General features: G+C 72.1%; 21 protein-coding genes and 1 pseudogene. 12 read left to right on the forward strand and 10 right to left on the reverse strand.

The features are described 5' to 3' along the window. Positions 1–83: 83 nt before the first annotated feature. From QNO09_RS06360 to QNO09_RS06370, 3 genes and pseudogenes are all read right to left on the reverse strand, one after another. Positions 84–374 (reverse strand): annotated as a pseudogene (locus QNO09_RS06360) (acetate--CoA ligase family protein); the annotation flags it as partial. Beyond that, complete coding sequence (locus tag QNO09_RS39860; RefSeq protein WP_502962251.1) at positions 323–835, reverse strand: hydrogenase maturation protease; 513 nt, start codon at positions 833–835, stop codon at positions 323–325. The pseudogene QNO09_RS06360 and the gene QNO09_RS39860, both read right to left, overlap by 52 nt. 202 nt (positions 836–1037) lie before the next feature. Continuing rightward, entirely contained in the window at positions 1038–1601 is a 564-nt protein-coding gene (locus QNO09_RS06370) for a rhodanese-like domain-containing protein (protein WP_283969053.1), read from the reverse strand. Between the two features lie 74 nt (positions 1602–1675). On the opposite strand from QNO09_RS06370, the gene QNO09_RS06375 reads away from it, so the two are divergent. After that, a complete protein-coding gene (locus QNO09_RS06375) occupies positions 1676–1957 on the forward strand; it encodes a metal-sensitive transcriptional regulator (RefSeq protein WP_283969054.1) in 282 nt (93 codons plus the stop codon). A gap of 39 nt (positions 1958–1996) precedes the next feature. On the opposite strand, the gene QNO09_RS06380 is transcribed toward QNO09_RS06375, so the two are convergent. The 5 genes from QNO09_RS06380 to QNO09_RS06400 form a co-directional block, all read right to left on the reverse strand. Further along, the gene (locus QNO09_RS06380; RefSeq protein ID WP_283969055.1) at positions 1997–2746 is read right to left on the reverse strand and encodes a sulfite exporter TauE/SafE family protein; all 750 of its coding nucleotides are present in this window, start codon (positions 2744–2746) and stop codon (positions 1997–1999) included. Continuing rightward, positions 2743–3105 carry a rhodanese-like domain-containing protein gene (locus QNO09_RS06385; protein WP_283969056.1) on the reverse strand — a complete coding sequence of 121 codons (363 nt, stop codon included), beginning with the start codon at positions 3103–3105 and terminating at the stop codon, positions 2743–2745. The genes QNO09_RS06380 and QNO09_RS06385 overlap by 4 nt, the downstream gene beginning before the upstream one ends. Positions 3106–3138: 33 nt before the next feature. After that, positions 3139–4515 carry an MBL fold metallo-hydrolase gene (locus QNO09_RS06390; RefSeq protein WP_283969057.1) on the reverse strand — a complete coding sequence of 459 codons (1377 nt, stop codon included), beginning with the start codon at positions 4513–4515 and terminating at the stop codon, positions 3139–3141. 185 nt (positions 4516–4700) lie between these two features. Further along, entirely contained in the window at positions 4701–6332 is a 1632-nt protein-coding gene (locus tag QNO09_RS06395) for an FAD-dependent monooxygenase (RefSeq protein ID WP_283969058.1), read from the reverse strand. Then, a complete protein-coding gene (locus QNO09_RS06400; protein ID WP_283969059.1) occupies positions 6302–6874 on the reverse strand; it encodes a hypothetical protein in 573 nt (190 codons plus the stop codon). The genes QNO09_RS06395 and QNO09_RS06400 overlap by 31 nt, the downstream gene beginning before the upstream one ends. A gap of 574 nt (positions 6875–7448) precedes the next feature. Here QNO09_RS06400 and QNO09_RS06405 point away from each other — a divergent pair. Further along, positions 7449–8054, forward strand: a complete 606-nt coding sequence (locus QNO09_RS06405) for an Rv1733c family protein (protein ID WP_283969060.1) — start codon at positions 7449–7451, stop codon at positions 8052–8054. Between the two features lie 170 nt (positions 8055–8224). Here QNO09_RS06405 and QNO09_RS06410 read toward each other — a convergent pair whose 3' ends face one another. Continuing rightward, positions 8225–9847 (reverse strand): PucR family transcriptional regulator, encoded by a 1623-nt coding sequence (locus QNO09_RS06410; RefSeq protein WP_283969061.1) that lies wholly within the window; start codon positions 9845–9847, stop codon positions 8225–8227. Positions 9848–10123: 276 nt separating this feature from the next. Between QNO09_RS06410 and solA the strand changes: the two genes are divergently transcribed. The 10 genes from solA to QNO09_RS06460 all read left to right on the forward strand — a co-directional run bounded on the left by solA (position 10124) and on the right by QNO09_RS06460 (position 20272). Further along, positions 10124–11260, forward strand: a complete 1137-nt coding sequence (solA, locus tag QNO09_RS06415) for an N-methyl-L-tryptophan oxidase (protein WP_283969062.1) — start codon at positions 10124–10126, stop codon at positions 11258–11260. 112 nt (positions 11261–11372) lie between these two features. Next, positions 11373–12059, forward strand: a complete 687-nt coding sequence (locus QNO09_RS06420) for a haloacid dehalogenase type II (protein WP_283969063.1) — start codon at positions 11373–11375, stop codon at positions 12057–12059. A 279-nt stretch (positions 12060–12338) separates the two neighbouring features. After that, a complete protein-coding gene (locus QNO09_RS06425; protein ID WP_283969064.1) occupies positions 12339–13448 on the forward strand; it encodes an ABC transporter substrate-binding protein in 1110 nt (369 codons plus the stop codon). Then, positions 13441–14580, forward strand: coding sequence for an ABC transporter ATP-binding protein (locus QNO09_RS06430; protein WP_283969065.1), 1140 nt, complete (start codon positions 13441–13443; stop codon positions 14578–14580). The genes QNO09_RS06425 and QNO09_RS06430 overlap by 8 nt, the downstream gene beginning before the upstream one ends. Before the next feature lie 3 nt (positions 14581–14583). Then, entirely contained in the window at positions 14584–15477 is an 894-nt protein-coding gene (locus QNO09_RS06435) for an ABC transporter permease (RefSeq protein ID WP_283969066.1), read from the forward strand. After that, entirely contained in the window at positions 15474–16340 is an 867-nt protein-coding gene (locus QNO09_RS06440; protein WP_283969067.1) for an ABC transporter permease, read from the forward strand. The genes QNO09_RS06435 and QNO09_RS06440 overlap by 4 nt, the downstream gene beginning before the upstream one ends. After that, entirely contained in the window at positions 16337–16459 is a 123-nt protein-coding gene (locus QNO09_RS06445; RefSeq protein WP_283969068.1) for a hypothetical protein, read from the forward strand. Before QNO09_RS06440 ends, QNO09_RS06445 begins: the two co-directional genes overlap by 4 nt. A 56-nt stretch (positions 16460–16515) precedes the next feature. Beyond that, positions 16516–17796 carry an NAD(P)/FAD-dependent oxidoreductase gene (locus QNO09_RS06450; protein WP_283969069.1) on the forward strand — a complete coding sequence of 427 codons (1281 nt, stop codon included), beginning with the start codon at positions 16516–16518 and terminating at the stop codon, positions 17794–17796. A 39-nt stretch (positions 17797–17835) separates the two neighbouring features. Further along, positions 17836–19287, forward strand: a complete 1452-nt coding sequence (locus tag QNO09_RS06455; RefSeq protein WP_283969070.1) for an NAD-dependent succinate-semialdehyde dehydrogenase — start codon at positions 17836–17838, stop codon at positions 19285–19287. Between the two features lies 1 nt (position 19288). Then, positions 19289–20272 (forward strand): D-2-hydroxyacid dehydrogenase, encoded by a 984-nt coding sequence (locus tag QNO09_RS06460; protein ID WP_283969071.1) that lies wholly within the window; start codon positions 19289–19291, stop codon positions 20270–20272. Positions 20273–20476: 204 nt separating this feature from the next. On the opposite strand, the gene QNO09_RS06465 is transcribed toward QNO09_RS06460, so the two are convergent. Beyond that, on the reverse strand, positions 20477–22234 hold the full coding sequence (locus tag QNO09_RS06465) for an ABC transporter permease subunit (protein ID WP_283969072.1): 1758 nt from the start codon (positions 22232–22234) through the stop codon (positions 20477–20479). Between the last annotated feature and the right edge of the window lie 3 nt (positions 22235–22237).

Raw genomic sequence — 22237 nt, forward strand, 5'->3', positions numbered from 1 at the left:
GTGCCGCGTGGTCGGGGACGTATGTCCATGCCCTGACGGCCGGCTCCCCACGGCCTGCGCCGCGAGGAGCAGGACCCGCACGTTCAGCGGAGCCGGCGCAGGTAGGGGTCGTGGGCGCGACGTGGCAGCAGCCGGATCCGCGCGTCGAGGGCGGTGACGTGCTCGGGCCGGGCGAGGAGCGGATTGAAGTCCGCTTCCGCGAGCTGGGGCAGGTCGCTCGCCATCCGGGACAGCCGCAGCAGGAACCGCTCCAGCCCCGGGAGATCGACCGGGCCGGTGCCCTCCCGCCCGAAGAGGAGCGGCGCGCAGCGCGGTGCGGTGATCAGGTCGTGCACGTCCTGGTCGGTGAGCGGGGCGAGCCGCGCCGCGTGGTCGACGGGTGTCCCAGGCGCGCGGCGTCGAACTCGATCCGGTGGATCCGGCCCGCGGTCCCCGGGTGCGCGTGCGCCGCGTCCACGACGACGGCCAGCCGGGCGCCCTCCCACAGCCCTATCAGACGGGCCGGGTCACCGTCGCAGGCCTCCACCACGGTGCCCGGCGGAAGGGCCTGGTTCTCGGCCCGTTCCCGCAGGCGCGCGGCGACCACCCGGCCCACGCCGTCGTCCCGCCGGAACTCGTTTCCGACGCCGATGACGGCGATCCGCGCAGGTGACCGCATGACTCCACGGTGGCGCCCGCCCGACCGCCGCTCCAGGACCGAACGGCCCTCATCGGGGGTCCGGACCGCCCGCATGCGGGGCTGTCCGTGCCGACCGAGACCGGGCGTGGGGACCGGTCGGCCCGGCCCTGCACGGTGTCGGCCTCGGTCCGTGACGCCGGTTCGTGAGGAGCACATCGGACTCGGGAGGTGCCCGTCGTCTTTGCGCCTGTCATCGCCGGAGTCGACGGATCCGCGGCGAGCCGGCCGCCGCCGAGTGGCGGCTTGCGGGGCACATGGCCGACCAGGGGCAGCGTGCGTTGCTACGGGCGGCCATCCAGGTTCATCCGGGCGACGGCCCGGGCAGGTGGGCCGCCCGGTGGTCACGGCGACAGGTATGTCAGTCGCTCAGCGCGGCCAGAGTGGCGTCGAGGTCGGTCGCCCTGGGCCGGTTGTGAGGGAGTCTGGCGAGCAGGCGGGCCATGCCGCAGGTGTCGGTGACGGCGGAGAAGACCAGGCCGCCGGCGACGCCCGCGGAGATCCAGCGCGCCCCGGGCCGAAGCCGTCCGGCGAACAGGCCTGCCAGGACGAGGGCCCCGGCGGTCAGGCGCACCTGGCGCTCCATCGGCCAGGGCGCGCGCATACCGACGGGGCGGTGGACGTCGTGGCCGAGCTGCGTCCAGGTGCTGGTGCCTCCGGTGAGGGTGGCAGCCGGGACGCCCGCCTCCGCCAGCCGTCGGCAGGCCTCGGCGGAACGGGCGCCCGAGGCGCACACGACCAGGAGGTCGCCCCGCTCGGCGGCCGTCTTGAGGCTGGTCAGGGCCGCGTCGAGGTGATCGAGGGGGACGTTGTGGGCGCCGGGCAGATGGCCGGTCGCGTATTCGCCGGGGGTGCGTACGTCGATGACGGTCAGCTCGTGAAGGCGGGCGCTGGCCTGGTCGGGGGTGAGGGCGGTGTGTGCCACGGGAATTTCCTCTGCTCTCTGTACGTCACCCCTTCGGTACGATACCCATGGGGGTATCCGAAGGAGTGTGGGTCATGGAACTGGCGATGGCGGCTGAGGAACTGAAGACGGTGGTCAACAGGTTGCGTCGGGCTCAGGGCCAGATCGCCGGTGTGATCAAGATGATCGAGGAGGGACGCGACTGCGAGGACGTGGTCACCCAGCTCGCGGCGGCGTCCCGGGCGCTGGACAAGGCGGGCTTCGCGATCATCGCCACCGGCCTCCAGCAGTGCCTGACCGACGGGGACCTGGCGGCCTCCGAGGATCGCGAGGACATGCGGGCGCGGCTGGAGAAGCTCTTCCTGTCGCTCGCCTGACGCCAGGCGCACCGGTCGGGGCCTGCCACGGTTGCCCGTTCATATCAGGGCGTCGACCAGCATGAAGGCGGCCACGGCCAGCAGCACGACGCCGAACGTGCGTTGCAGCAGGGGGCCGGAGACCTTGGCGGCCAGCCGCTTGCCGTCCCAGGCGCCCAGGATCGCGGCCCCGGTGAACGGCGCGACCAACGTCCAGTCGACTCCCGCCGTGGTGGCGCCCCTGGTGGCCAGGGAGGCGAGTGAGTTCGCCGAGATGACCAGCAGGCTCGTGCCGATCGCGGCCTGCATCTCGAACGCCAGCACCGTGACCAGAGCGGGGACGGCCAGAAAGCCCCCGCCGACGCCGAGCAGTCCGGTCAGCGCCCCCAGCCCCGCGCCGGCTCCGGCGGCCCGCGCCGGCCGCGCGCCCCGGGGCCCTGTGGGACGTTCCCGGGCGGGGCGCAGCATGCGGACGGCCGCGACAGCGGCGACGGCGGCGAACGCGGCGGTCAGCAGCGGCTGCGGCAGCCTCCCCGCCAAGGCCCCGGTCAGGGCGGCGGGCAGCAGCCCCGCCGCCGCGAACAGGGCACCGGTCCGCCACCGCACGTTCCCGGCGCGGGCGTGGCCGTACAGGGCGGTCAGTGCGGTGGCGACGACGATGAGCAGGGCGGTCGTGGTGGCCGCAGCCGGGGTGAAACCGAGCAGATAGATCAGCGCGGGCACCGCCAGGACGCTGCCGCCGCCACCGAGCGCGCCCAGCGCCAGCCCCACCACCCCTCCGGCGATCAGGGCCAGGATCAGCTCGGTCACGCGATGACACCGCCGCTGCCGTTCGCACCGGTGACCGGCAGACCCTGCCGGGCCCAGGCGGCCATGCCCCCGGTGACGTCGGTGGCCTCCAGGCCGGCGGCGGTCAGCAGGTCCGCGGCCGTGCGGGAGCGGTTCCCGGAGCGGCAGACGGCCACCACCCGCTTGCCCTCCGCGGCGGTGGGGAGAGGGGCTCCCGCGATCAGCCGGGTGAGAGGAAGGTGCAGCGCCCCGGGCGCGTGCCCGGCGTTCCACTCCTGCGTCTCGCGGACGTCGAGGAGGACGGCCTGCCCGTCGGCGACCAGCCGGTGGGCCTGTTCCGGGGTGACGCGGCCGGAGCCGCGTCGGAAGAAGGGCGACATGGTGCGTCTCTCCGTACGGAAGTGCGTTGCGGTTCAGTCGGTGGCGACGGGCCCGGTGACGGGCAGCCCGGCTTCGCCGGCGGCGGTGAAGGCGTCGTCGACGGCGACCACCTCGCGGCCGGCGGCGTCCAGCAGGGAGGCGGCGATCGCCGCGCGCATCCCGCCGGCGCAGTGCACCCACACCACACCCGCGGGCACCTCACCGAGTCGGCCGCGCAGCTCGTGGACGGGGATGTGCACCGAACCGCCGACGAACCCGTCGGCCCGCTCGGAAGCCCGGCGCACGTCCAGCACCACCACCTGCTCGTCCCTCTCACGGGCCTCGGCGAGATCGGCGAAGCGGGCGCGACGGAACGAGGCCGGTCGCTCGCCTTCGCGGACCCAGGTGTGCGGCTCTCCGGTGGCGGCGGCCGCCGGACGGTCGATGCCCACGCGGGCCAGTTCCCGCTGCGCCGCGGTGATCTCCTCCCGCGTGGAGGCCAGCAGGGTGACGGGCTTGCCCCAGGGGATCAGCCACGCCAGGTAGGTGGCCAGTTTGCCCTCGCCCTCGAAGTTGAACGAGCCGGCCACATGGCCCTCGGCGAAGGCGACACGGTTGCGCAGATCCACCACCCACTCTCCGGCCGCCAGCCGGGAGGCGATCTCCTCGGCGTCGGCCGACCGGGGCGGGGTGAGGTCGACGGGCGCGGGGCCGGAGGCGTTGGCCGGGCCCATGTGCGCGTAGTACGCGGGCACGTCGTCCAGGCCGGCGAGCATCTCCGTGACGAAGGTGTCGACGTCCATGGTCAGGGCGTCGTTGTTCTTGCGCTCCGCGCCGATCGTCGTCGCGTCCCCCTCGGCCTGTGACGAGGAGCAGAAGCTGCCGAAACCGTGCGTGGGCAGCACCCGCACGTCGTCGTCGAGGGTGTCGGCCAGTCGATGTGCGGAGGTGTGCTGGGCGCGGGCCAGCCGCTCGGTCAGCCGCGGCTCCACGAGGTCCGGCCGTCCGACGCTGCCGATCAGCAGCGATCCACCGGTGAAGGCCGCCACGGGCCTCCCGTCCTCCTCCAGGACATAGGAGGTGTGGTGCGGAGTGTGACCGGGAGTGGCCATGGCGCGCAGGAGCAGACCCCCGTCCACCGCGATCGAGTCGCCGTCGGCGACGGGCGTGCGGTCGAAGGACACCGAGGCCTCGGCCGGCACCAGGTAGCGGGCCCCGGTCGTGCGGGCCAGCTCCAGGCCGCCGGTGACGTAGTCGTTGTGCACATGGGTCTCGGCCACATATGCGATGCGTACCCCGCGGCGGGCGGCTGCCGCGATGACCTGATCGATGTCGCGCGGGGGATCCACCACGACCGCGGCCTCGGGGCCTCCGGCCAGGTAGCTGCGGTTGCCCAGGCCCTCGATCTCCAGGGTGTCGACGAAGAACACGGCTACGACTCCTCTACAGACGGTGTACCCCGGGGGGTATCTGTCCTTCACCGTAACAGAAATACCCCCGGGGGTATTTCCGGCGGGGTGGCGTTCATCGGTGGCCTCGCGATGCCAAGGCGGATAACCCGTAGTGCGGCACCGGTGGGCCGGCGGCGAGTGCTCCGCCGTCCGTCGCGCTCGCGTCAGTGGTCTGCGTCGACATCCGGACGGGGGGTACAACGCGCCGCGCCGACCAGCGTCAGCCAGCGGAGCAGTCCGCCGGGGTCGGCGGCTCCGCACTGGAAGCCGACGTGCCCGTCCGGACGGACCGCCACCAGACCTCGGCCCGGACTGTTCGCCAGTCGCAGGACGGTGACCCGGGCGCCGGTCGCCGCCCGCGGCGGGGGATCGGCGTCGCGCTGCACGAGCAGGTGCACACCCGGGCCGGCCAGTAGCCGGTGCAGCCGCTGCGGGGCCCCTCCGACACCGACGGTCGCGTCCGGCAGGCGGTCGCCCGGGCGGGGGGCGCCCCGCAAGGGGGGTGTGCCCTGCACGGACAGGGGGCTGTGCCGGTAGTTCACCCGCAGCTGGGAGACGACCCGGATGGCCTCGGCGACCAGCCGACGCCGCTCCAGCAGGGCGGGCACGAGCGGGGCCGCGTGCGGGGCGGCCACCCCGCGCAGCCAGGAGGGGATCCGCCCGGTCGACGCCTCCGCCCAGAACGCCGTGTGCGTGAGCAGAAGCCGGCGGTGGGCCGCCGGCCTGCGCTCCTGTTCGTAGGAGTCCAGCAGCACGTCGTCACCGGATCCGGCCGGGAACCCGCCCCTGGCACGCCCTGCCGCGAAGGCGAGTTTCCAGCCGAGGTTCACCGCGTCCTGGATGCCGGCGTTCATGCCCTGGCCGGTGGCGGGTGAGTAGTTGTGCGCCGCGTCCCCGGCGAGGAAGAGCCGTCCCCGGCGGAACCGCCGAGCGAGGCCGCAGCGCAGCGGCACCCGCGCCGACCACGCCAGGTGCTCGATCCGCGCCCGCGTCCCCGCGTCGTTCAGCAGCCGCTGCAGCTCGGCCTGCGGGACGGCGGGGCCGGGCTGGCCGAAGTCCCGCCCGGCCCCGCCACCGGCCGCCCGTGTGGCCAGCAGCCGCCAGAAGGCCTGCTCTCCGAGCGGGAAGAGGAACACCAGTCCGTCGCGCCCGGCGAACACCTGAGCACTCGAAGGTCCGGGAAGACCGGAGGCACTCGCCAGGTCGAGGTCGGCGAGGATCACCTCCACGGCATACGGCCTGCTCTGCCACCCGATACCGGCACAGGCGCGCACGGTGCTGGCCGGGCCGTCGCAGCCCGCGACGAAGAGGCAGTCGATCTCCTCCGTGCCGTCCGGGGAGCGCAGCACGGCCGACGCGTTCCGGCCGCCGTCGCGGGCGGCGATCAGCTCGGTCCCCCGTTCCACGCGCACTCCGCGCTCGGCCAGCGCCCGCGTCAGCACGTCTTCGACGTCCGTCTGCCGCACGAGGGACAGATGCGGGAACGCCGTCTCGGGCAGTGCGAAGCCGGCCAGCCTGGTCTCGACTGCGTGGGAGCCGAGCCGGAGGACCGCCGCCGGGGCGGTGTCCGACCGTTCCAGCACGGCGTGGGTGACTCCGAGGGGGCGCAGCGCCTCCAGGGTGCGTGGATGCAGGATGAGGGCGCGGGAGGGCCGGAAGGGATCGGGCCGCCGCTCCACGATCCGGACCCGTGCCCCGTGGTCGTGCGCCTCCAGCGCCAGAGCGAGGCCGGTCGGACCGGCCCCGACGACCAGGACGTCCGCCGTCATGGCCGCGTCCCGGCCGTCACGCGCCACCAGTCCGGCGTGTCGCCCCTGGCCGCGCCCTCGACCAGTCCGGGGTCCGCGAGGACATCGTCGCGGCGCAGCCCGGGCAGCACGGTGTAGCCGATGGAGCCGGGCGCACTGACCAGGGCCAGGACCCGCCACAGAGAACGGGCGTAGTGCTCGGCGCGTTGCGGGTCGTCCCACTCGTACAGGCCGCGGTACCGGCCGTCCTCGTCGTGGGCCAGCCACAACTTCGAGGTGAAGCCGGGGAAACCGACGAACAGCGGAGTGTTCAGCAGGCTCTCCGCCCGGAACAGCGCGTGCCCGGGACCGCGGACCAGGCGCAGCCGGAAGACGACCACCAGCGTGCACGGGTGCCGCGCCAGTCCGCTGCCGAGGCGGGTCTCCCGGTACACCCGGGCGCAGGTGCCGTCGGCGAAGCGGATGCGCGTTCCCACCCGTTGCCTCGGCAGGTGGACCCGGCGCCGGGCGAGCAGCGCCCAGGAGGAGAGGAAGCATCGCGCCACGGCCCGCCAGGCCTCACCGGGGGCGAGTGGCTTCTGTTCGCTCATGACGGTCTCCTTGCCAGGCAGGCGCTCGCGACCACCGGTGACACCGAGATGCCGGGCCGTGGCCGCGATCAGTGGGGAGGGACGGCGGCGATCGGGCGACGTCCGTGAGGGGCGGCCGTCCGCACGGGGGGGGAAGTGGCTCTCGGCAGGGTCCGGTCCCTTTCGGACTCCCATGCCGCTCGGAGCCGGGCGTTCTCGGCGTCGTCGGCGGCCCGGCGGGCCGCGGCGAGACGTTCCGGTGAGCCGTCGGGGCCCACGGTGACCACGTGTCGCATGGCGGCGGCCTCCCTCCCGGAAGAAGCTGGAGATGCGGCGGGCGGTCGACGAGCTGGAGGCGAAAGATCAGAACCTCACGGCACGCGACCGTGGTGTGCTCTCTCCTTCGAGGATCGCCCCGACGGCCGCCACCGCGCATGGGCCGAGCGGCGCGTTCCGGGGCCTGTCGGCGGGGCCCGTCGGCGGGGACGGAAGTCCGGTCGCGCCGGGACCTTCGGCCCTGTGACCGAGACCGTCGCCGTTCGGGGGTGGGACCACGTGGTGGAGAACGGATCAGCGATCTGCCGGAGGTCGGCTCATGAGCGCGCGAGGTTCGCCGTACACATCGGGTCCGCCGCCGCCCCGCAAGCACCATGGGGCGGCGGGGGCGAACCCGCTGAGGCGTCGGTCCGACTGGTTCGAATCCTGGTTCCGGCGCTTCCTGATGCTCATCCTCGTCGCCGGTGTGCCACTGGCCGCGGCCGGCGCGGGGCTGGCGGCCTACGAGTCCACGATGCGTACCGTGCACGCCCAGACGGCGCAGCGACACGAGGTCACCGCCCGGCTGACCTCGGGCGTCGCGGACGACAGCGGAGCGGCCAGCCAGCCGGCGCAGGTCCGCTGGACGGAGCGGAACGGCACCGTCATGACGGGAACCACCCTGGTGAGGCCAGGAACGCCTGAGGGCGCCGCCGTGCGGATCTGGGTGGACCGGGACGGAACCATCACCGGTCCGCCGGCGACCGCGACCACCGCGTGGAGCAACGGCTGCTTCGTGGGCGGCATGGCGGCCGTCGGCATGGTCGTCGGCGTCTACGCGGTGCGCGCGGGCGTCGACCTGGTCCTCGACCGGAGGAGGTTCGCGCAGTGGGACGCCGAATGGGACCTGGTGGAACCGCGGTGGTCCGCGCGTTTCCGCCGGTGACGGCAGGGCGGCCCGGGCGCCCGGGCAGGAGGCGCTCAAGCCCGCAGCCGTCCCTCACCGCGGAACAGGTGTGCGTGCCGCCTGTCTCCACTCCGCTCGGCGAGTCCGCGAGTGCCGGCCTTCTCGTCATCAACAGCCGAGGTGCCGCCATGTGGCGGTGGCCGTCGACGTCAGATGCCGGGCGAGGTCGCTCCTCGTGCGTCCAGGACCAGCACCGCCACGTGCAGGGACGTGCGCTGCAGGCCTGATTCCAGGTCGCAGCCGAGGAGCCGTTCGATGGTGTGGAGGCGCTGGTAGTAGGCCTGCCGGGACATGCCGGCCCGCTTCGCCGCGTCCGACTTGTTGCCGGCGGCCGCCAGATAGGCGCGCAGCGCGGGCAGCAGGTCGCCGCTGTTGCGGTCGTCGTGCTCGATGAGGCGGGTCAGCTGCCGTTCCGCGTAGCGCTGGAGGCGGGTGTCCGCGCACAGGACTCCCAGGAGTTCCGGCAGCCGGACATCGGCGGGGACGTAGAACCACCGCTCCGGGGACGCCGGTGTGATGGCCTCGGCCGTCTGCTCGGCCTCCTGCCACGACCGGGCGATCCCGGAGAGGTCGGTGACACCCGGGCCGACGGCGACGACGGCCTCCGGGCCGAGTTCCTCACGGGCGAGACGGCCGATCCGCTCGGCGACCGGCTGCCAGGCACTGGCCTGCGCCAGGGCGAGGAGGACACCGATCCGGCCCGGAGCCGTCTCACCGACCAGGGCGCGGATGCCGGTCTGCGTCAGAGCCTTCGCGATCCGCTCGTCGAGCTGCTCGCCCTCACCGCCGCGCTGGGCGTGGCGGATGACGACGGTGAAGAGGCGGTGCCCGAAAGCCGGCAACCCCAGCGCCTCGGCGCGGGCCCGGGCGTCGGCGGGGGAGCGGAAACGCCGTTCGCACAGGTCCCGCAGCACGGAGCGGTGGGCCCGGCGCTCCCACCACGCCGGTCCGGCCAGGCGTGCCATGGTCAGCGCGACCGCCGCATGCTCCAGGACCAGGACGTGCTCCGGGTCGGGCTCCGTGTTCAGCCGGCTGTCCAGCAGGATCAGCCGCCCCCACGGTCCGTGATGGTCCTGCACCGGGGCGATCAGCCACCCCTCCGGGCCGCTCGGCGCGACCTTCTCCAGGGTCGGCGCGGCCCGGGAGCGCCGCGACCAGGCCGACACGACCGGCTCGTACGGCCGGCCGAGCAGCTCGCACATCAGGACCCGGTGGGTGAGATCCTCCAGCACCACGGGCGCTCCGGTGAGCTCCGCGGTCGTGTGCACCAGTTCCTCGGGATCCGCGCCCCGCAGCGTCAGACCGGTGTAGATGTCCTGGATGTCCCTGCCGCGGCGCAGCAGCGCCCCCTGCGCGTCGAGGATGAGCGCGTGCACCGTCTGCGTGACGTCGATGAAGCGGACACCGCGGGCCAGCTCGATCAGCGGCACCTCACGCGCACGACAGGCCGCCATCAGTTCCTCGGGCACCTTCCGATACCGGTGACCGAGCTCCACGATCAGGCCGGCCGCGCCGACATCGGCGAGCTGGTCGACGTAACCCCGCAGCTCGGAGGCATCCTCCGGATACGGCATGCCGGTCGTCAGTACCAGCTCACCGCCCTCCAGGAAGTCGGCCGGATTGAGCAGTTCGGTGACATGCACCCAGCGCACCGCACGGTCGATCTGCGACGAACCGGCCAGCACGCGCGGCATCCCTTCGGCCAGCACGGGCAGGCGAAGAACCTCCCTGATGGTCGGGAAGTGCCCGGTTGCGGGACGGCTGGGCGGCATAGGGGGTGCTTTCTTCCGAAGGATTCGGGGGTCACCTTCGCACCGGCCACCCACCGTGGCAAGGGGGCGAAGAACACTTTCCGAAGCCTGGTCCGCTGCCTGACAAACCGTCTCGAGAAGCCTGCGAGGTGGAACACAGTGTGGGTTGACCTGCGGGTTCCGGCGGGTCGAAAGTGAACGCCATCCCCGGTCGGGCCGAACCGCAAGGGTCGGCACGGTGTCCGCACCGGACCGGGGGATCACTGCCACCCAGCCCTCCGGCGAAAGGAGCGACCCATGCGCCACCAGAAGCGCGTCGCCGTGATCGGTGCCGGCAGCATGGGCAGCCAGGTCATGTGGCGACTGGCCGCCCGCGGGGCCGGGGTCATCGGCTACGACCGGTACGCGCCGGGTCACGACCGCGGCGCGGCCGGGGGCGAGACCCGCATCTTCCGCGCCGTGCACCTCGGTGAGCCCGGGTATGTTCCGCTGCTGCGACTCGCGGACGGGATGTGGGACCGGCTCCAGCGCGAAACCGGCTTCTCGCTGCGCCGCCGCAGCGGATGCCTGGTGATGGGCGAGACGGCGTCACCGTCGATGCGCCTCCTCCTCTCCGAAAGCACCACCCACCGGCTGGACCACGAGGTACTGGACCGCGAGGAACTCGCCCGCCGGTACCCACAGCACCGCCTCCCGGACGGGCACACCGCCGTCCTCGACCGGAGGGGCGGCATCATCCGGCCCGAGGCGTCGATCCAGGCCGCCGCCACCCGCGCCGAGCAACTGGGCGCCCGGCTGCACCGGTACACCACGGTGCGTGAGATCGCCCCCGCGGCGGGCGGCGGGGTGCACATCGTCACCGACCAGGGCACGGACCATGTCGACACCGCGGTGGTGACCGCGGGCCCCTGGATCAACACGCTGCTCCCGGACCTCCCCCGGAGCGTCGACATCCGCCGGCTGATCAGCTCGTGGCACATCCCCACCCGCCACGACTGGTTCGCGGGCGGCGCACCCGCCTTCGTCCGCAGCACACCCCACGACTGCTACGGCCTCCCCTCGCCCGACGGCATCTCCGTCAAGCTGGGCCTGTCCCTGGCCCGATACCTGCCGGTGCCCGACCCCGAGCGGCTCGACCGGACGGTCCGCCCGGAGGAACTCGCCACCTTCCGCGAGCTCATCGCCGAGCTGATGCCCGATCTGAACCCCGACCCCATCAGGCTGTCGGTCTACATGGAGGGCTACACCGCGTCCGGAAACCCGCTCGTCGGTCATCTCCCCGGCGAGGACGACATCATCGTCATGGCCGGCTTCTCCGGCAGCGGCTTCAAACTCTCGCCCGCCATGGGAGAGATCGCCGCCGACCTGGCCCTCGAGGGCTCCACCGACCACCCCATCGGCTTCCTCGCGCCGGCCGGAACCCAGACCGCCTGAGTCTTCCTCACTTCGCCCTGCCCCGGGAGAAGTGCGTCTCGCACCTGCCGGACAGGTACCGAAAAAACATGATCCTTTCGCTTCTCGCGGCCCACATCATTGGAGCTCCTGCATGAGCAACAAAATCCCCTCCCTGCAGTTCCGTCCGAAGTACGTCTCGTTCGACTGCTACGGCACGCTGATCGAGTGGCCGATGACCCCCATCACGCGTGAACTCGTCGGCGACCAGATCCCCGCCGAGCACTGGGACCAGTTCGTCCGGGAGTTCCGCGGCTACCGCTACGACCAGGTGCGCGGCGCGTACTACCCCTACGAGCAGGTGCTGCAGGACTCCTTCGAGCGGGTCTGCCGCAAGTGGGGTGTGACGGCGGCGCCGGACGCCGGCAAGCGGCTCGCCGACGGCGTGCGCAGCTGGGGCCCGCACGCCGACGTGCCGGAACCGCTGAAGAAGATGGGCGAGCACTACAAGCTCGTCATCCTCTCCAACGCCGGCGACGCCTTCCTGGAGGAGAGCGTGCCCCGGCTCGGGGCGGACTTCCACGCGGTCTTCACCGCCGAACAGGCCGGCTTCTACAAGCCCCGCTACGCCGCGTTCGAGTACATGCTCGACCAGCTCGACGCGTCGCCCGAGGACTTCGTGCACGTCGCCTCGCACACCCGCTACGACCTGATGCCGATGCACGACATGGGCTTCCGCAACCTGGTGCTCCTCGACCGCGGCTACGACCCGGTCACCCACGGCTACGACTACGTGACGGTCAAGTCCCTGGACGAGCTCAACCAGATGCTCGGCCTCTGACTCGCGACGCACACCGTCCCGCACGGACAGCCCCGAAGGACCCTCGCCGAGCGTGTCGGCGACGCCCGCGGAGAACTCGAAGTGCCGCGCCGAGAGCGACGCTCTCGGCCCGGTCCACCGACCCCGGCCGACGGCGGGGAGCACACGCACGGTCCAACGCCCTGTCCGGCGGGCGCATCTTCTCCGGCATGCACGGCCCCACCACCCTCCCCGGGAGCCGAGTTGGACCCCACCCCCAGCCATCCCCCCTTCCCCAGCAGCACCCCCAGGAGGCACACGATGAGAGACGCCCGTATAGACCGCAGACTCTTCCTGCGCGGCGTCGGCGGAGCCACGGCGGGTCTCGCCGCCGCGACCGCGCTAAGCGCCTGCGGTACCGGCACCAGCCGCAGCGCTTCCACCGGCACCGGTGGGAAGGCAGGCAAGACGGTGGTCGTCCGCGACAGCGGCGGTTCCTACGGTGCTGCGCTGCAGAAGGCGATCTACACGCCGTTCACGCAGGAGACCGGCATCCAGGTCAAGGTGCTCAACCTGGACGACGCTCCGCTGCTGGCGCAGATCAAGCAGGGCCGCCCGCAGTGCGACCTCATCAACAACTCGATGATGTCCCACCTCAAGTACGTCAAGCAGGACGCGCTGGAGACGCTGGACCGTGACCGGCTCAAGAGCCTGAAGAGCGCGAAGATCCCCACGGCTCAGATCACCGACCATGCCGTCGGCCACAGCTTCTACGGCCAGTGCATCGCCTACCGCACGGATGCCTTCGGTGGTAAGAAGCCCGAGTCGTGGGCGGACTTCTTCGACACCAAGGCGTTCCAGGGCGGCCGCGCGATGTGCAGCCCCGACGGTGACCTGCCGGAGCTCGAGTTCGCGCTGCTGGCCGACGGCGTCCCGATGGACAAGCTGTACCCGCTGGACGTGGACCGCGCGTTCAAGGTGCTGACCCGGCTGCGCTCGGGCATCAAGAAGTTCTGGGACAGCGGCCCGCTCCCCGGTGTGCTGCTGAGCCGCCAGGAGGTGACGATGTCCACCGTCTGGGACGGCCGGATCGCCGATCTGCAGAAGCAGGGCGTACCCGTCGAGCGGCAGCTCAACGGCATACGCCGCCAGTTCTCGGGCTACGCCATCGCCAAGGACGCGGCCAACGTGGACAACGCCTACAAGCTGATGGACTTCGCGCTGCGTGCGGAGAGCCAGGCCGCGTTGGCGCAGGCCTTCCCCTCCAACCCGTCGTCCCCGCTGGCCTACGCCAAGCTCACCGAGGACGAGCGCAACGCGCTCGCCGGTGCGCCGAAGTACTACGACAAGGGCTTCGACGCGGAGATCGACTGGTGGCTGAAGAACGAATCCGCCGTCACCAAGCGCTGGCTGGAGTGGGCTCGTGGCTGAATTCGGTGTGGTCACGCCGTCCGTCGCGGTGGTCGGCGGCAAGCAGGCCGCCGCGACCGGCAAAGCGCTGTCGGTAGTGGCCCTGCGCAAGACGTACGGTGACGTCGTCGCCGTCGACGAGGCGTCCATGGAGATCGCGGCCGGGGAGTTCGTCACCTTCCTCGGCTCCTCCGGGTCGGGCAAGACCACGACCCTGATGATGATCGCCGGGTTCTGCGAACCCGACTCCGGCACCATCACCGTCGGGGACCGAGACGTGACACGCCTTGCGCCGCAGAAGCGGGGGCTTGGTTTCGTCTTCCAGCAGTACCTGCTCTTCCCGCACATGACGGTCCACGAGAACGTCGCGTTCCCGCTCACCCTGCGCGGCGTGAGCAAGGACGAGATCCGCCGCCGCGTCGGGGAGACGCTGGAGATCGCCGGCCTGTCCGGGTTCGGCGGACGCAAGCCGCGTGAGCTGTCCGGCGGTCAGCAGCAGCGTGTCGCCCTGTGCCGGGCGCTGGTCTACCGCCCGCCGGTCATCCTCATGGACGAGCCGCTGGGCGCCCTGGACAAGAAGCTGCGCGACCAGCTCCAGATCGAGATCAAGACCATCCAGCAGGAACTCGGCCTGACCGTCATCTATGTGACGCACGATCAGGAAGAGGCGCTGGTCATGTCCGACCGCATCGCGGTCATGCGCAACGGCCTGATCGAGCAGTTCGACACCCCCCGCGAACTGTTCGAGCGGCCGAAGACCCCCTTCGTGGCGGACTTCCTCGGCGCGGCCAACTTCCTGCCCGGCCGCATCGACAAGCACACCGACGAGCACACCCTGGTCCGCCTGGACAACAGTGGCGGCCTGATCAAGGCGCGCCGCCACCAGCCGGCCCCCGGCACCTCTGTGAAGGTCGCCGTGCAGCCGGGCCGGCTGCGGGCCTGCGCCGCCGACGACGGCTTCTGTACCGGCACGGTCGAGACGGCCACCTACGTGGGCACCCTGGTCCGCGCCGGCGTACGCATCGACGGCACCGACGCGCCGCTGCTGCGTCTGGAAGTCCCGGCCGGGCGGGGCCCCGTCGCCGGCGAGCGGGTCGGGATCACCGCCGACCCCGAGGACGTCAACCTCTTCGCCGACGAACAGGCAGGGTGAGCCATGGCCGCCCTCACCGCCACCACGCCCGCCCCTCCGCGCAAGCTCCTCGCCTCGCGCAAGACCCGGGTCGGGATCCTCTACGCCCTGCCGGTCGTCGTCTACCTGCTGGTGCTGTTCGTCTACCCGATCTTCAGCACCCTGCTCCTGAGCCTGAAGGACGCCGACGGCTCGTTCACGCTGCACTGGTACGCCGACGCCCTCACCGGCGTCAACCTCTCCGTCCTCATCACCACGCTGCGGATCTCCGCCGAAACGGCGGTGCTCAGCCTCGTCTTCGGGTTCGTCCTGGCCCAGGCGATCACCCGGCTCAAGCCCATCCTGGCGGGCCTTGCGATGCTGGTCGTGGTCGTCCCGCACTTCGTCAGCGCCCTGGTGCGCACCTACGGCTGGATCATCATGCTCGGCGACAAGGGCCTGGTGAACGAGACCCTCACCGCCATGTCGGTACCGGGGACGCCGTTCCAGCTGCTCTACAACGAACTCGGCGTGGTCATCGGCACCACCTCCATGATGCTCCCGTACACGGTGCTGCTGCTGTACGGGGTGATGCGCGGTGTGGACCGCAGGCTGCTGGCCGCCGCGTCCAGCATGGGCGCGGGACGCCCGACCATCTTCCGCCGCGTCTACCTGCCGCTGGTCGCCCCCGGCCTGGCCAGCGCCGGACTGCTCAGCTTCATCCTCTCGCTGGGTTACTACATCACCCCCGCCCTGATGGGCGGACCCAACCAGACGATGATCGCCACACTCATCAACCAGCAGGTCACCAAGGAGAACCAGTGGAACGGGGCCGCCGCCCAGGGCGTCATCCTGCTGCTGCTCACCTTCGCCGGACTGCTGCTCGTCAAGCTCGTGACCTCCCTGGGCGCCAGCCGTAAGAAGAGGAGCGCGTCATGATGGAGCTGCGCACATCCCTCACCGGGCGCATCGCCCTGACCGCCGTCGCCACCCTCATCCTGCTGTTCCTCGCGCTGCCGATCGTCGTCATCCTCGTCACCTCCTTCAGCGACAACGCCTTCGCCTCCTTCCCGCCCGAGACGTGGACGCTGAACTGGTACAAGGCCCTGTTCGCCGACGGCAGCAAATGGCCGGCCGCGCTCTCCCTGAGCGCCCTGATCGCCGCCCTGAGCACCGTGTTCTCCCTCATCATCGCGGTGACCGCGGCGACCGCCCTGGTCCGCAGCGAACTCCCGCTGCGTTCGGCGGTCTTCGCCCTCGTCCTCGGACCGCTGGTCATCCCGCAGATCGTCACCGCACTCGGGCTGTTCCTGCTCTTCGAGCCCGCCGCGATGCTGGGCAGCCCCATCGCCATCGCCCTGGGCCACACCGTGCTGGCCTCACCGATCGCGGTACTGATCCTGATCGCGACCCTGCGCGGCATCGACGAACGCCTCGAGGACGCCGCCGCCAGCATGGGCGCCGGTCGCCTGACCATCGCCCGACGGATCACCTTCCCCCTCGCCGCCCCCGGCATGATCGCGGCGGCGATCTTCTCCTTCATCACCAGCTTCGACGAGTTCTACATCTCCCAGTTCCTCTCCTCCGTCGACACCGTCACCCTGCCCGTGCAGGTCTACAACTCCCTCACCTTCGAGATCGACCCCAGCGTGACCGCCGTCAGCGCGCTCCTCACCGCCTTCGCCATCCTCGCCCTCGGCATCGTCGCCCTGGTCCGCTGGATCGGCTCCGGACGGCAGGACTCCCTGCTCTCGGTCGAGAACACGGCAGGCATCGCGAACCCGGGAGGCGAGGCCGTATGACGACCGCCACCGCTCAGCTGACCGCCCACACCGCCCGGCGGCACCCGCTGCCGAACAGGGCCGCCGACGGCTCGCTCGGTCCCGAGGGCGAAAACCTCCTCGTCCAACCCCTCACCTGAGCCCTGCGCAGGCACGGCCGCGCCCCACCTTCGAAACTCCCCGCAGAGGACCCGAAATGAAGACGATTCCCTACTGGATAGAAACCGCCGGGGCGTTTCCCGACCGCTCCGGCAAGCCGCTGACCGAGGACACCGACCTGGTGGTCGTCGGCGCCGGCCTGACGGGTCTGTCCACCGCCCTCCACGCCGCGCGCAAGGGCGCCCGCGTCACCCTCGTCGAGAAGGGCCAGATCGGCTCCGGTGCCTCCGCGCGCAACGGCGGCATGGCCAACCTGGGCTTCACCATCGGCGTACGCCAGGCCATCCGCCGGTACGGCCTCGAACGGGCCCGCGAGATCTACAACTCCTACGGCGAGGCCGTGGACACCGTCGAGCGGCTCGTCAACGAGGAGTCCATCGACTGCCAGTTCCGTCGCGTCGGACGCCTGGGCGTCGCGTCCCGCCCCGCCCACTTCGAGAGCAAGAAGGCCCAACAGCGCGATCTGGCCCAGTACTTCGGACACGAGACCACTCTGATCAGCAAGGCCGAGCTGCGCTCCGAAATCGGCTCCGACGCCTACCACGGCGGCCTGCTCGACCCGTTCAGCGCCGCACTGCACGTCGGCCGCTTCGTGCGCGGCATGGCCGAGGCGTGCGAGCGCACCGGTGTCGAGATCCACGAACGCAACGCGGCCATCGGCGTGCGGCGTACCGCCGCCGGCCGGTTCGAGGTCAGCACCGAGCGCGGTGTCGTCCGTGCCGGGCAGGTCATGATGGCCACCGACGCCTACACCGACAAGAACTTCCCGTGGCTGCGCCGCCAGCAGGTATGCCTGGGCAGCTTCATCATCGTGACCGAGCCGCTCGGCGACGACCTCGCCCGGGACATCATCCCCAAGGCCCGCCTCATCGTCGACTCCAACCAGGTCTGCCACTACTTCCGGCTCACCCCGGACAACCGGCTGCTGTTCGGCGGCCGCGCCCGCTTCGCACCGTCCGACCCCACCTCGGACAAGAAGAGCGGAGCCGTCCTGTTCCGTGAGATGTGCGAGATCTTCCCCCAGCTCTCCCGGACGAAGATCGAGTACGTGTGGGGCGGCTCCGTCGGCTTCGCCATGGACCGCATCGTGCACGCCGGGCAGACCGACGACGGCGTCTACTACTCCATGGGATACGCGGGCCACGGCGTGCAGATGGCCACGCACATGGGGCAGGTCATGGCCGAGGTGATGGACGGCCACCCCGAGGTCAGCCCCGTCCGCGACCTGGCCCCGCCCCGCATCCCCCTCTACAACGGCACGGCCTGGTTCCTGCCCTTCGCGGGCGCCTACTACAAGACGCTGGACCGCATCCGCTGACCGGTCGGCAGCCCCTTCCACGCATACGAGGAGACACCCATGACTGTCGTCCGTGATGTTCCCAAGCAGCTCTTCATCGGCGGCACCTGGCAGGACGCGGAGTCCGCCCGGACCCTGTCCGTCGACAACCCGGCCACCGGCGAGGAACTGTGCCAGGTCGCCGACGCCTCACCCGCCGACGGACAGCGCGCCGTCGACGCCGCCGTCGCCGCCCAGGCGGCCTGGGCCGCCACCGCGCCCCGGGTGCGCAGCGAGATCCTGCGCCGCGCCTACGACCTGATCATCGAGCGCACCGAGGTCCTCGCGCTGCTGATGACGCTGGAGATGGGCAAGCCGTTGGCCGAGGCGCGCGCCGAGGTCGCCTATGGCGCCGAGTTCTTCCGCTGGTTCTCCGAGGAGGCCGTGCGGATCGACGGCGGGCTGACGACCGCCCCCGACGGCCGCAACCGCCTGCTGGTCACCCGTCAGCCGGTCGGGCCCTGCCTGCTCATCACGCCGTGGAACTTCCCCCTGGCCATGGGCACCCGCAAGATCGGCCCGGCCCTCGCCGCCGGCTGCACCGTCGTCCTCAAACCCGCCCCCCAGACCCCCCTGACCAGCCTCGCCCTGGCCGCGATCCTCACCGAAGCCGGTCTGCCCGCCGGTGTGCTCAACATCGTCACCACCACCGACGCCGCCGGCGTCGTCGAACCCCTCCTGCGCGGCGGGCAGATCCGCAAACTCTCCTTCACCGGCTCCACCGCCGTCGGCCGCATCCTGCTCGCCCAGTGCGCCGACACCGTCATCCGCACGTCCATGGAACTGGGCGGCAACGCCCCCCTGATCGTCTTCGAGGACGCCGACCTCGACACCGCGGTCGAAGGCACCATGGTCGCCAAGATGCGCAACATGGGCGAGTCCTGCTGCGCCGCCAACCGCATCTACGTCCACACCTCCGTCGCCCGCGAGTTCGCCGCCCGCCTGACCACCCGCATGGCCGCCCTGAGGGTCGGCCCCGGCACCGAACCCGGCACCGACGTCGGCCCCCTCATCGACGCCACCGCCCGCAGCAAAGCCCACGACCTCGTCCAGGACGCCGTCAAGCACGGCGCGACCGTCCTGACCGGCGGTGAACTGCCCACGGGACCGGGCTGCTTCTACCCGCCCACCGTCCTGGCCGGCCTCACCCCCGAGGCCGCCATCAACGACACCGAGATCTTCGGACCCGTCGCCGCACTGGTCACCTTCGACACCGAGGACCAGGCCGTCACCGCCGCCAACGACACCGAATTCGGCCTGGCCTCCTACCTGTTCACCCAGAACCTCGACCGTGCCCTGCGCGTCGCCGATCGCCTCGAAAGCGGCATGATCGGTCTCAACACCGGCCTGGTTTCCAACCCGGCCGCGCCCTTCGGCGGCATCAAGCAGTCCGGCCTGGGACGCGAAGGCGGCCGTGTCGGCATCGACGAGTTCCTCGAATACAAGTACATCGCCGTCCCTGTCGGAGCCTGACATGCCCGACCGACTCGTCGTCCTCCACCGCGGCAACCGCCCACCGGCCACCGCGCTCATCGAACGCCTCGCCGACACCGTCTACGCCACCGAGGAGGAACTGCCCTACCTCCTCCCCGGCGCCGACGCCCTCCTGGCCTGGGTCACCATCACTCCCGCCATCCGCGAGGCGTGGCCCGACAACCCCGAGAAGGCGCCCCGCTGGGTCCACGCGGCCTCCGCGGGCGTCGACTCCTTCCTCTTCCCGGCCCTGGTGGACGATCCGGGCGTCGTCCTGACCAACGCCCGCGGCGTCTACGACCAGCCGACCGCCGAGTACGTCCTCGGTCTGATCCTCTCCCTCGCCAAGGACTTCCCGGGCACCTGGGAGCACCAGCGGCGCCGCGAGTGGCGTCCGCGTCCCAGCGACGGCATCACCGGCCGCACTGTGCTGGTGTGGGGCACGGGACCCATCGGCCGGGCCACCGCCCGGCTGCTGACCGCCGTCGGCATGCGGGTCTGCGGCGCCGGCCGCACGGCCCGCCCGAACGACCCCGACTTCGGCACGGTCCATGGCCCGGCCGGCCTGCACACGGCACTCGCCGAGGCCGACTACGTCGTCCTGGCCGCACCCCTCACCCAGGACACCCGGGGCATGGTCGACGCCCCCGTGCTGGCCGCGATGAAGCCGGGGGCGCGACTGATCAACGTGGGCCGGGGCGGACTCGTCGACGAGGAGGCGCTCGTCGACCACCTCGCCGCCGGACGGCTCGCCGGAGCCGCCCTCGACGTCTTCGCCCAGGAACCGCTGCCCGCCGGGTCACCCTTGTGGGACATGCCCGGCGTGGTGATCTCCCCGCACGCGGCGGGCGAGACGACCGGTGAGCGGGAGGCGCTCGTCGAGGTGTTCCTCGACAACCTCACCCGGCACATCGAGGGCCGCCCCCTGCGCAACGTGGTGGACAAGCGGCGCGGATACGTGACCGACGAGGCGCAACGCGTCTGACGACGTGCCGCACCCGCCCGACGGGCGGAGAGCAAGCGCCCCGCCTGACGGCCGACGAGCGGCACCCCGCCCGAAGACAGAGGAGACGCACCTCGCCTGAACATCTACGAAACTCGCCCCGTCCGAAACCCGACGAGACGCACCCCGCCCGACGGGCGGAGAGCAGGTGCCCCGGCCGGTGACCTCCACCGGCCGGGGCACCTGCTATTCGCCCTTCCCGCGTCCCAGCACGCTGCCGGTCACCGCCAGCACGGACAGCAGCACCAGCGCGGCGGCCGGTCCCAGGACGGTCCAGGGGGCCAGTTCGGCGTACGGCTGGTTCTCCGAGAGGAGGCGGCCCCATTCGGGGGTGGGCGGCTGTTCGCCCAGGCCCAGGAAGCCGAGGGAGGCGAGGACCAGGACGGTCGTGGGCAGCCGGAGCAGCGCGTTGCGGAGGAGGGCCGGGACCACCGCGGGAAGCAGGTGGCGGCGCAGCAGATGCAGCCGTCCCGCGCCGAGTGCGACGGACGCGGCGATGTGCCCGCTCGCGCGTTCCTGCTCCAGCAGCGCGGAGGTCTGGGCGGCGTAGGGGCTCCAGGCGACCGCGCACACCGCGCCGGCCGCGCCCCACACCGACGGCCCGGTCACGCTCACGATCAGCAGGCCCGCCAGGACGGCGGGCAGGGTCGACACGACCTCGGTCGGGCCCGCGCTCGCCCGCGGTGCCATGCCCAGCAGCAGTCCGGTGACCGCGCTGACCACCGTCACGACCAGGGCGACCTCCGCGGTGCGCAGCGCCCCGTGGCCCAGCCGGGCCAGCAGGTCACGGCCCAGGGCGTCGGTCCCCAGGGGGTGTTCGGGGGAGGGGGACAGCAGCCGGGCCGCCGTGTCGACCTGGAGGGGGTCGCGCAGGAGGCCCGCCGTGACCAGGGCGAGCAGGGTCAGGGCGCAGGCGGTGGTGATCCAGCGCACGGATCGCGGCACCGTGATCGGGGGGTGGTGCAGGGCCGGCAGGGCGCCGTCGCGCAGCGGCCGGCCGAGGAGGGCGTGACGCAGGGCCCGGATGATGATGCCCGCGGCCACGCCGAGCAGGACCAGCGTCAGAGTCGCCGTCTGCAGCACGGGGAGGTCCTGCGCGACGGCCGAGTCCAGGGCGAGCCGGCCGAGGCCGGGGATGTTGAAGATCTTCTCCACGGCGACCGCGCCGCCGACCAGAGCCACCACGGTGGGCAGCAGTTGCGGCAGTATGCCGGGCAGGCTGCGGCGCAGCGCGTCGCGGCCGATGTGCCGGGGCGGGAGCCCGACGGCGTAGGCCGTGCGCGCCCAGGGTTCGTGGAAGGCGGCGGGCAGTGCCTGGTCGAGCATCCCGCCGAGCATCGCACCCGAGGGGATGCCGAGTGCGAGCGAGGGCAGCACCATCGACTGCGGTCCGTCCCACCCGCTGGACGGGAACCAGCCCCACCACACCCCGCACACGGTGGCCAGCACCGAGGCGAGCAGGAACTTCGGCAGCGACGCCAGGACGGCGGCCGTGGTGCCGGCCCGGTCCCGCCGCAGCCGGCGCCGGGAACCGAGGAGGACCGTACGGGCGCACACCAGCGCGGCGACCAGCACCGTGACGGCGAACGCGCCCAGCATCAGCGTCAGGGAGACCGACAGAGCCGTCCCCACCTGCGGCATGACCGGTGCGCCGGAGACCCACGAGACGCCCGCGTCCCCGTGGGGCAGGCCGCCCAGCCAGTGCGCGAGATGGACCCAGGGGCCCTCGTCCAGGCCCAGCTGATCGCGCACCGCGGCCAGTTCCGCCGGTGTGGGGTTCTGGTCGGCGGAGCGCGCACGCAGCACCGTACGGGCCGGGTCGGCGCCGGACAGCCAGGGGAGCAGGGCCACGGCGCCGAGCAGGGCGGTACCGGCGAGCACACGGCCGGCCGCCGCCGGCCAGAGGGACGGGCGGGCGGCGGCGGAGCTGGGCGCGAGGCTCATGCG

The organism is Streptomyces sp. 378 (assembly GCF_030124145.1).
Classification (GTDB): Bacteria; Actinomycetota; Actinomycetes; order Streptomycetales; family Streptomycetaceae; genus Streptomyces.

Excerpts from the sequence above, each read along its gene's own strand:
- QNO09_RS06455 (WP_283969070.1), top strand. The coding sequence starts at position 17,836 with ATGACTGTCGTCCGTGATGTTCCCAAGCAGCTCTTCATCGGCGGCACC.
- QNO09_RS39860 (WP_502962251.1), bottom strand. The coding sequence starts at position 835 with ATGTGCTCCTCACGAACCGGCGTCACGGACCGAGGCCGACACCGTGCA.
- QNO09_RS06435 (WP_283969066.1), top strand. The coding sequence starts at position 14,584 with ATGGCCGCCCTCACCGCCACCACGCCCGCCCCTCCGCGCAAGCTCCTC.
- QNO09_RS06465 (WP_283969072.1), bottom strand. The coding sequence starts at position 22,234 with ATGAGCCTCGCGCCCAGCTCCGCCGCCGCCCGCCCGTCCCTCTGGCCG.
- QNO09_RS06450 (WP_283969069.1), top strand. The coding sequence starts at position 16,516 with ATGAAGACGATTCCCTACTGGATAGAAACCGCCGGGGCGTTTCCCGAC.
- solA (WP_283969062.1), top strand. The coding sequence starts at position 10,124 with ATGCGCCACCAGAAGCGCGTCGCCGTGATCGGTGCCGGCAGCATGGGC.
- QNO09_RS06405 (WP_283969060.1), top strand. The coding sequence starts at position 7,449 with ATGAGCGCGCGAGGTTCGCCGTACACATCGGGTCCGCCGCCGCCCCGC.
- QNO09_RS06410 (WP_283969061.1), bottom strand. The coding sequence starts at position 9,847 with ATGCCGCCCAGCCGTCCCGCAACCGGGCACTTCCCGACCATCAGGGAG.
- QNO09_RS06445 (WP_283969068.1), top strand. The coding sequence starts at position 16,337 with ATGACGACCGCCACCGCTCAGCTGACCGCCCACACCGCCCGGCGGCAC.
- QNO09_RS06460 (WP_283969071.1), top strand. The coding sequence starts at position 19,289 with ATGCCCGACCGACTCGTCGTCCTCCACCGCGGCAACCGCCCACCGGCC.
- QNO09_RS06420 (WP_283969063.1), top strand. The coding sequence starts at position 11,373 with ATGAGCAACAAAATCCCCTCCCTGCAGTTCCGTCCGAAGTACGTCTCG.
- QNO09_RS06425 (WP_283969064.1), top strand. The coding sequence starts at position 12,339 with ATGAGAGACGCCCGTATAGACCGCAGACTCTTCCTGCGCGGCGTCGGC.
- QNO09_RS06385 (WP_283969056.1), bottom strand. The coding sequence starts at position 3,105 with ATGTCGCCCTTCTTCCGACGCGGCTCCGGCCGCGTCACCCCGGAACAG.
- QNO09_RS06440 (WP_283969067.1), top strand. The coding sequence starts at position 15,474 with ATGATGGAGCTGCGCACATCCCTCACCGGGCGCATCGCCCTGACCGCC.
- QNO09_RS06400 (WP_283969059.1), bottom strand. The coding sequence starts at position 6,874 with ATGAGCGAACAGAAGCCACTCGCCCCCGGTGAGGCCTGGCGGGCCGTG.
- QNO09_RS06375 (WP_283969054.1), top strand. The coding sequence starts at position 1,676 with ATGGAACTGGCGATGGCGGCTGAGGAACTGAAGACGGTGGTCAACAGG.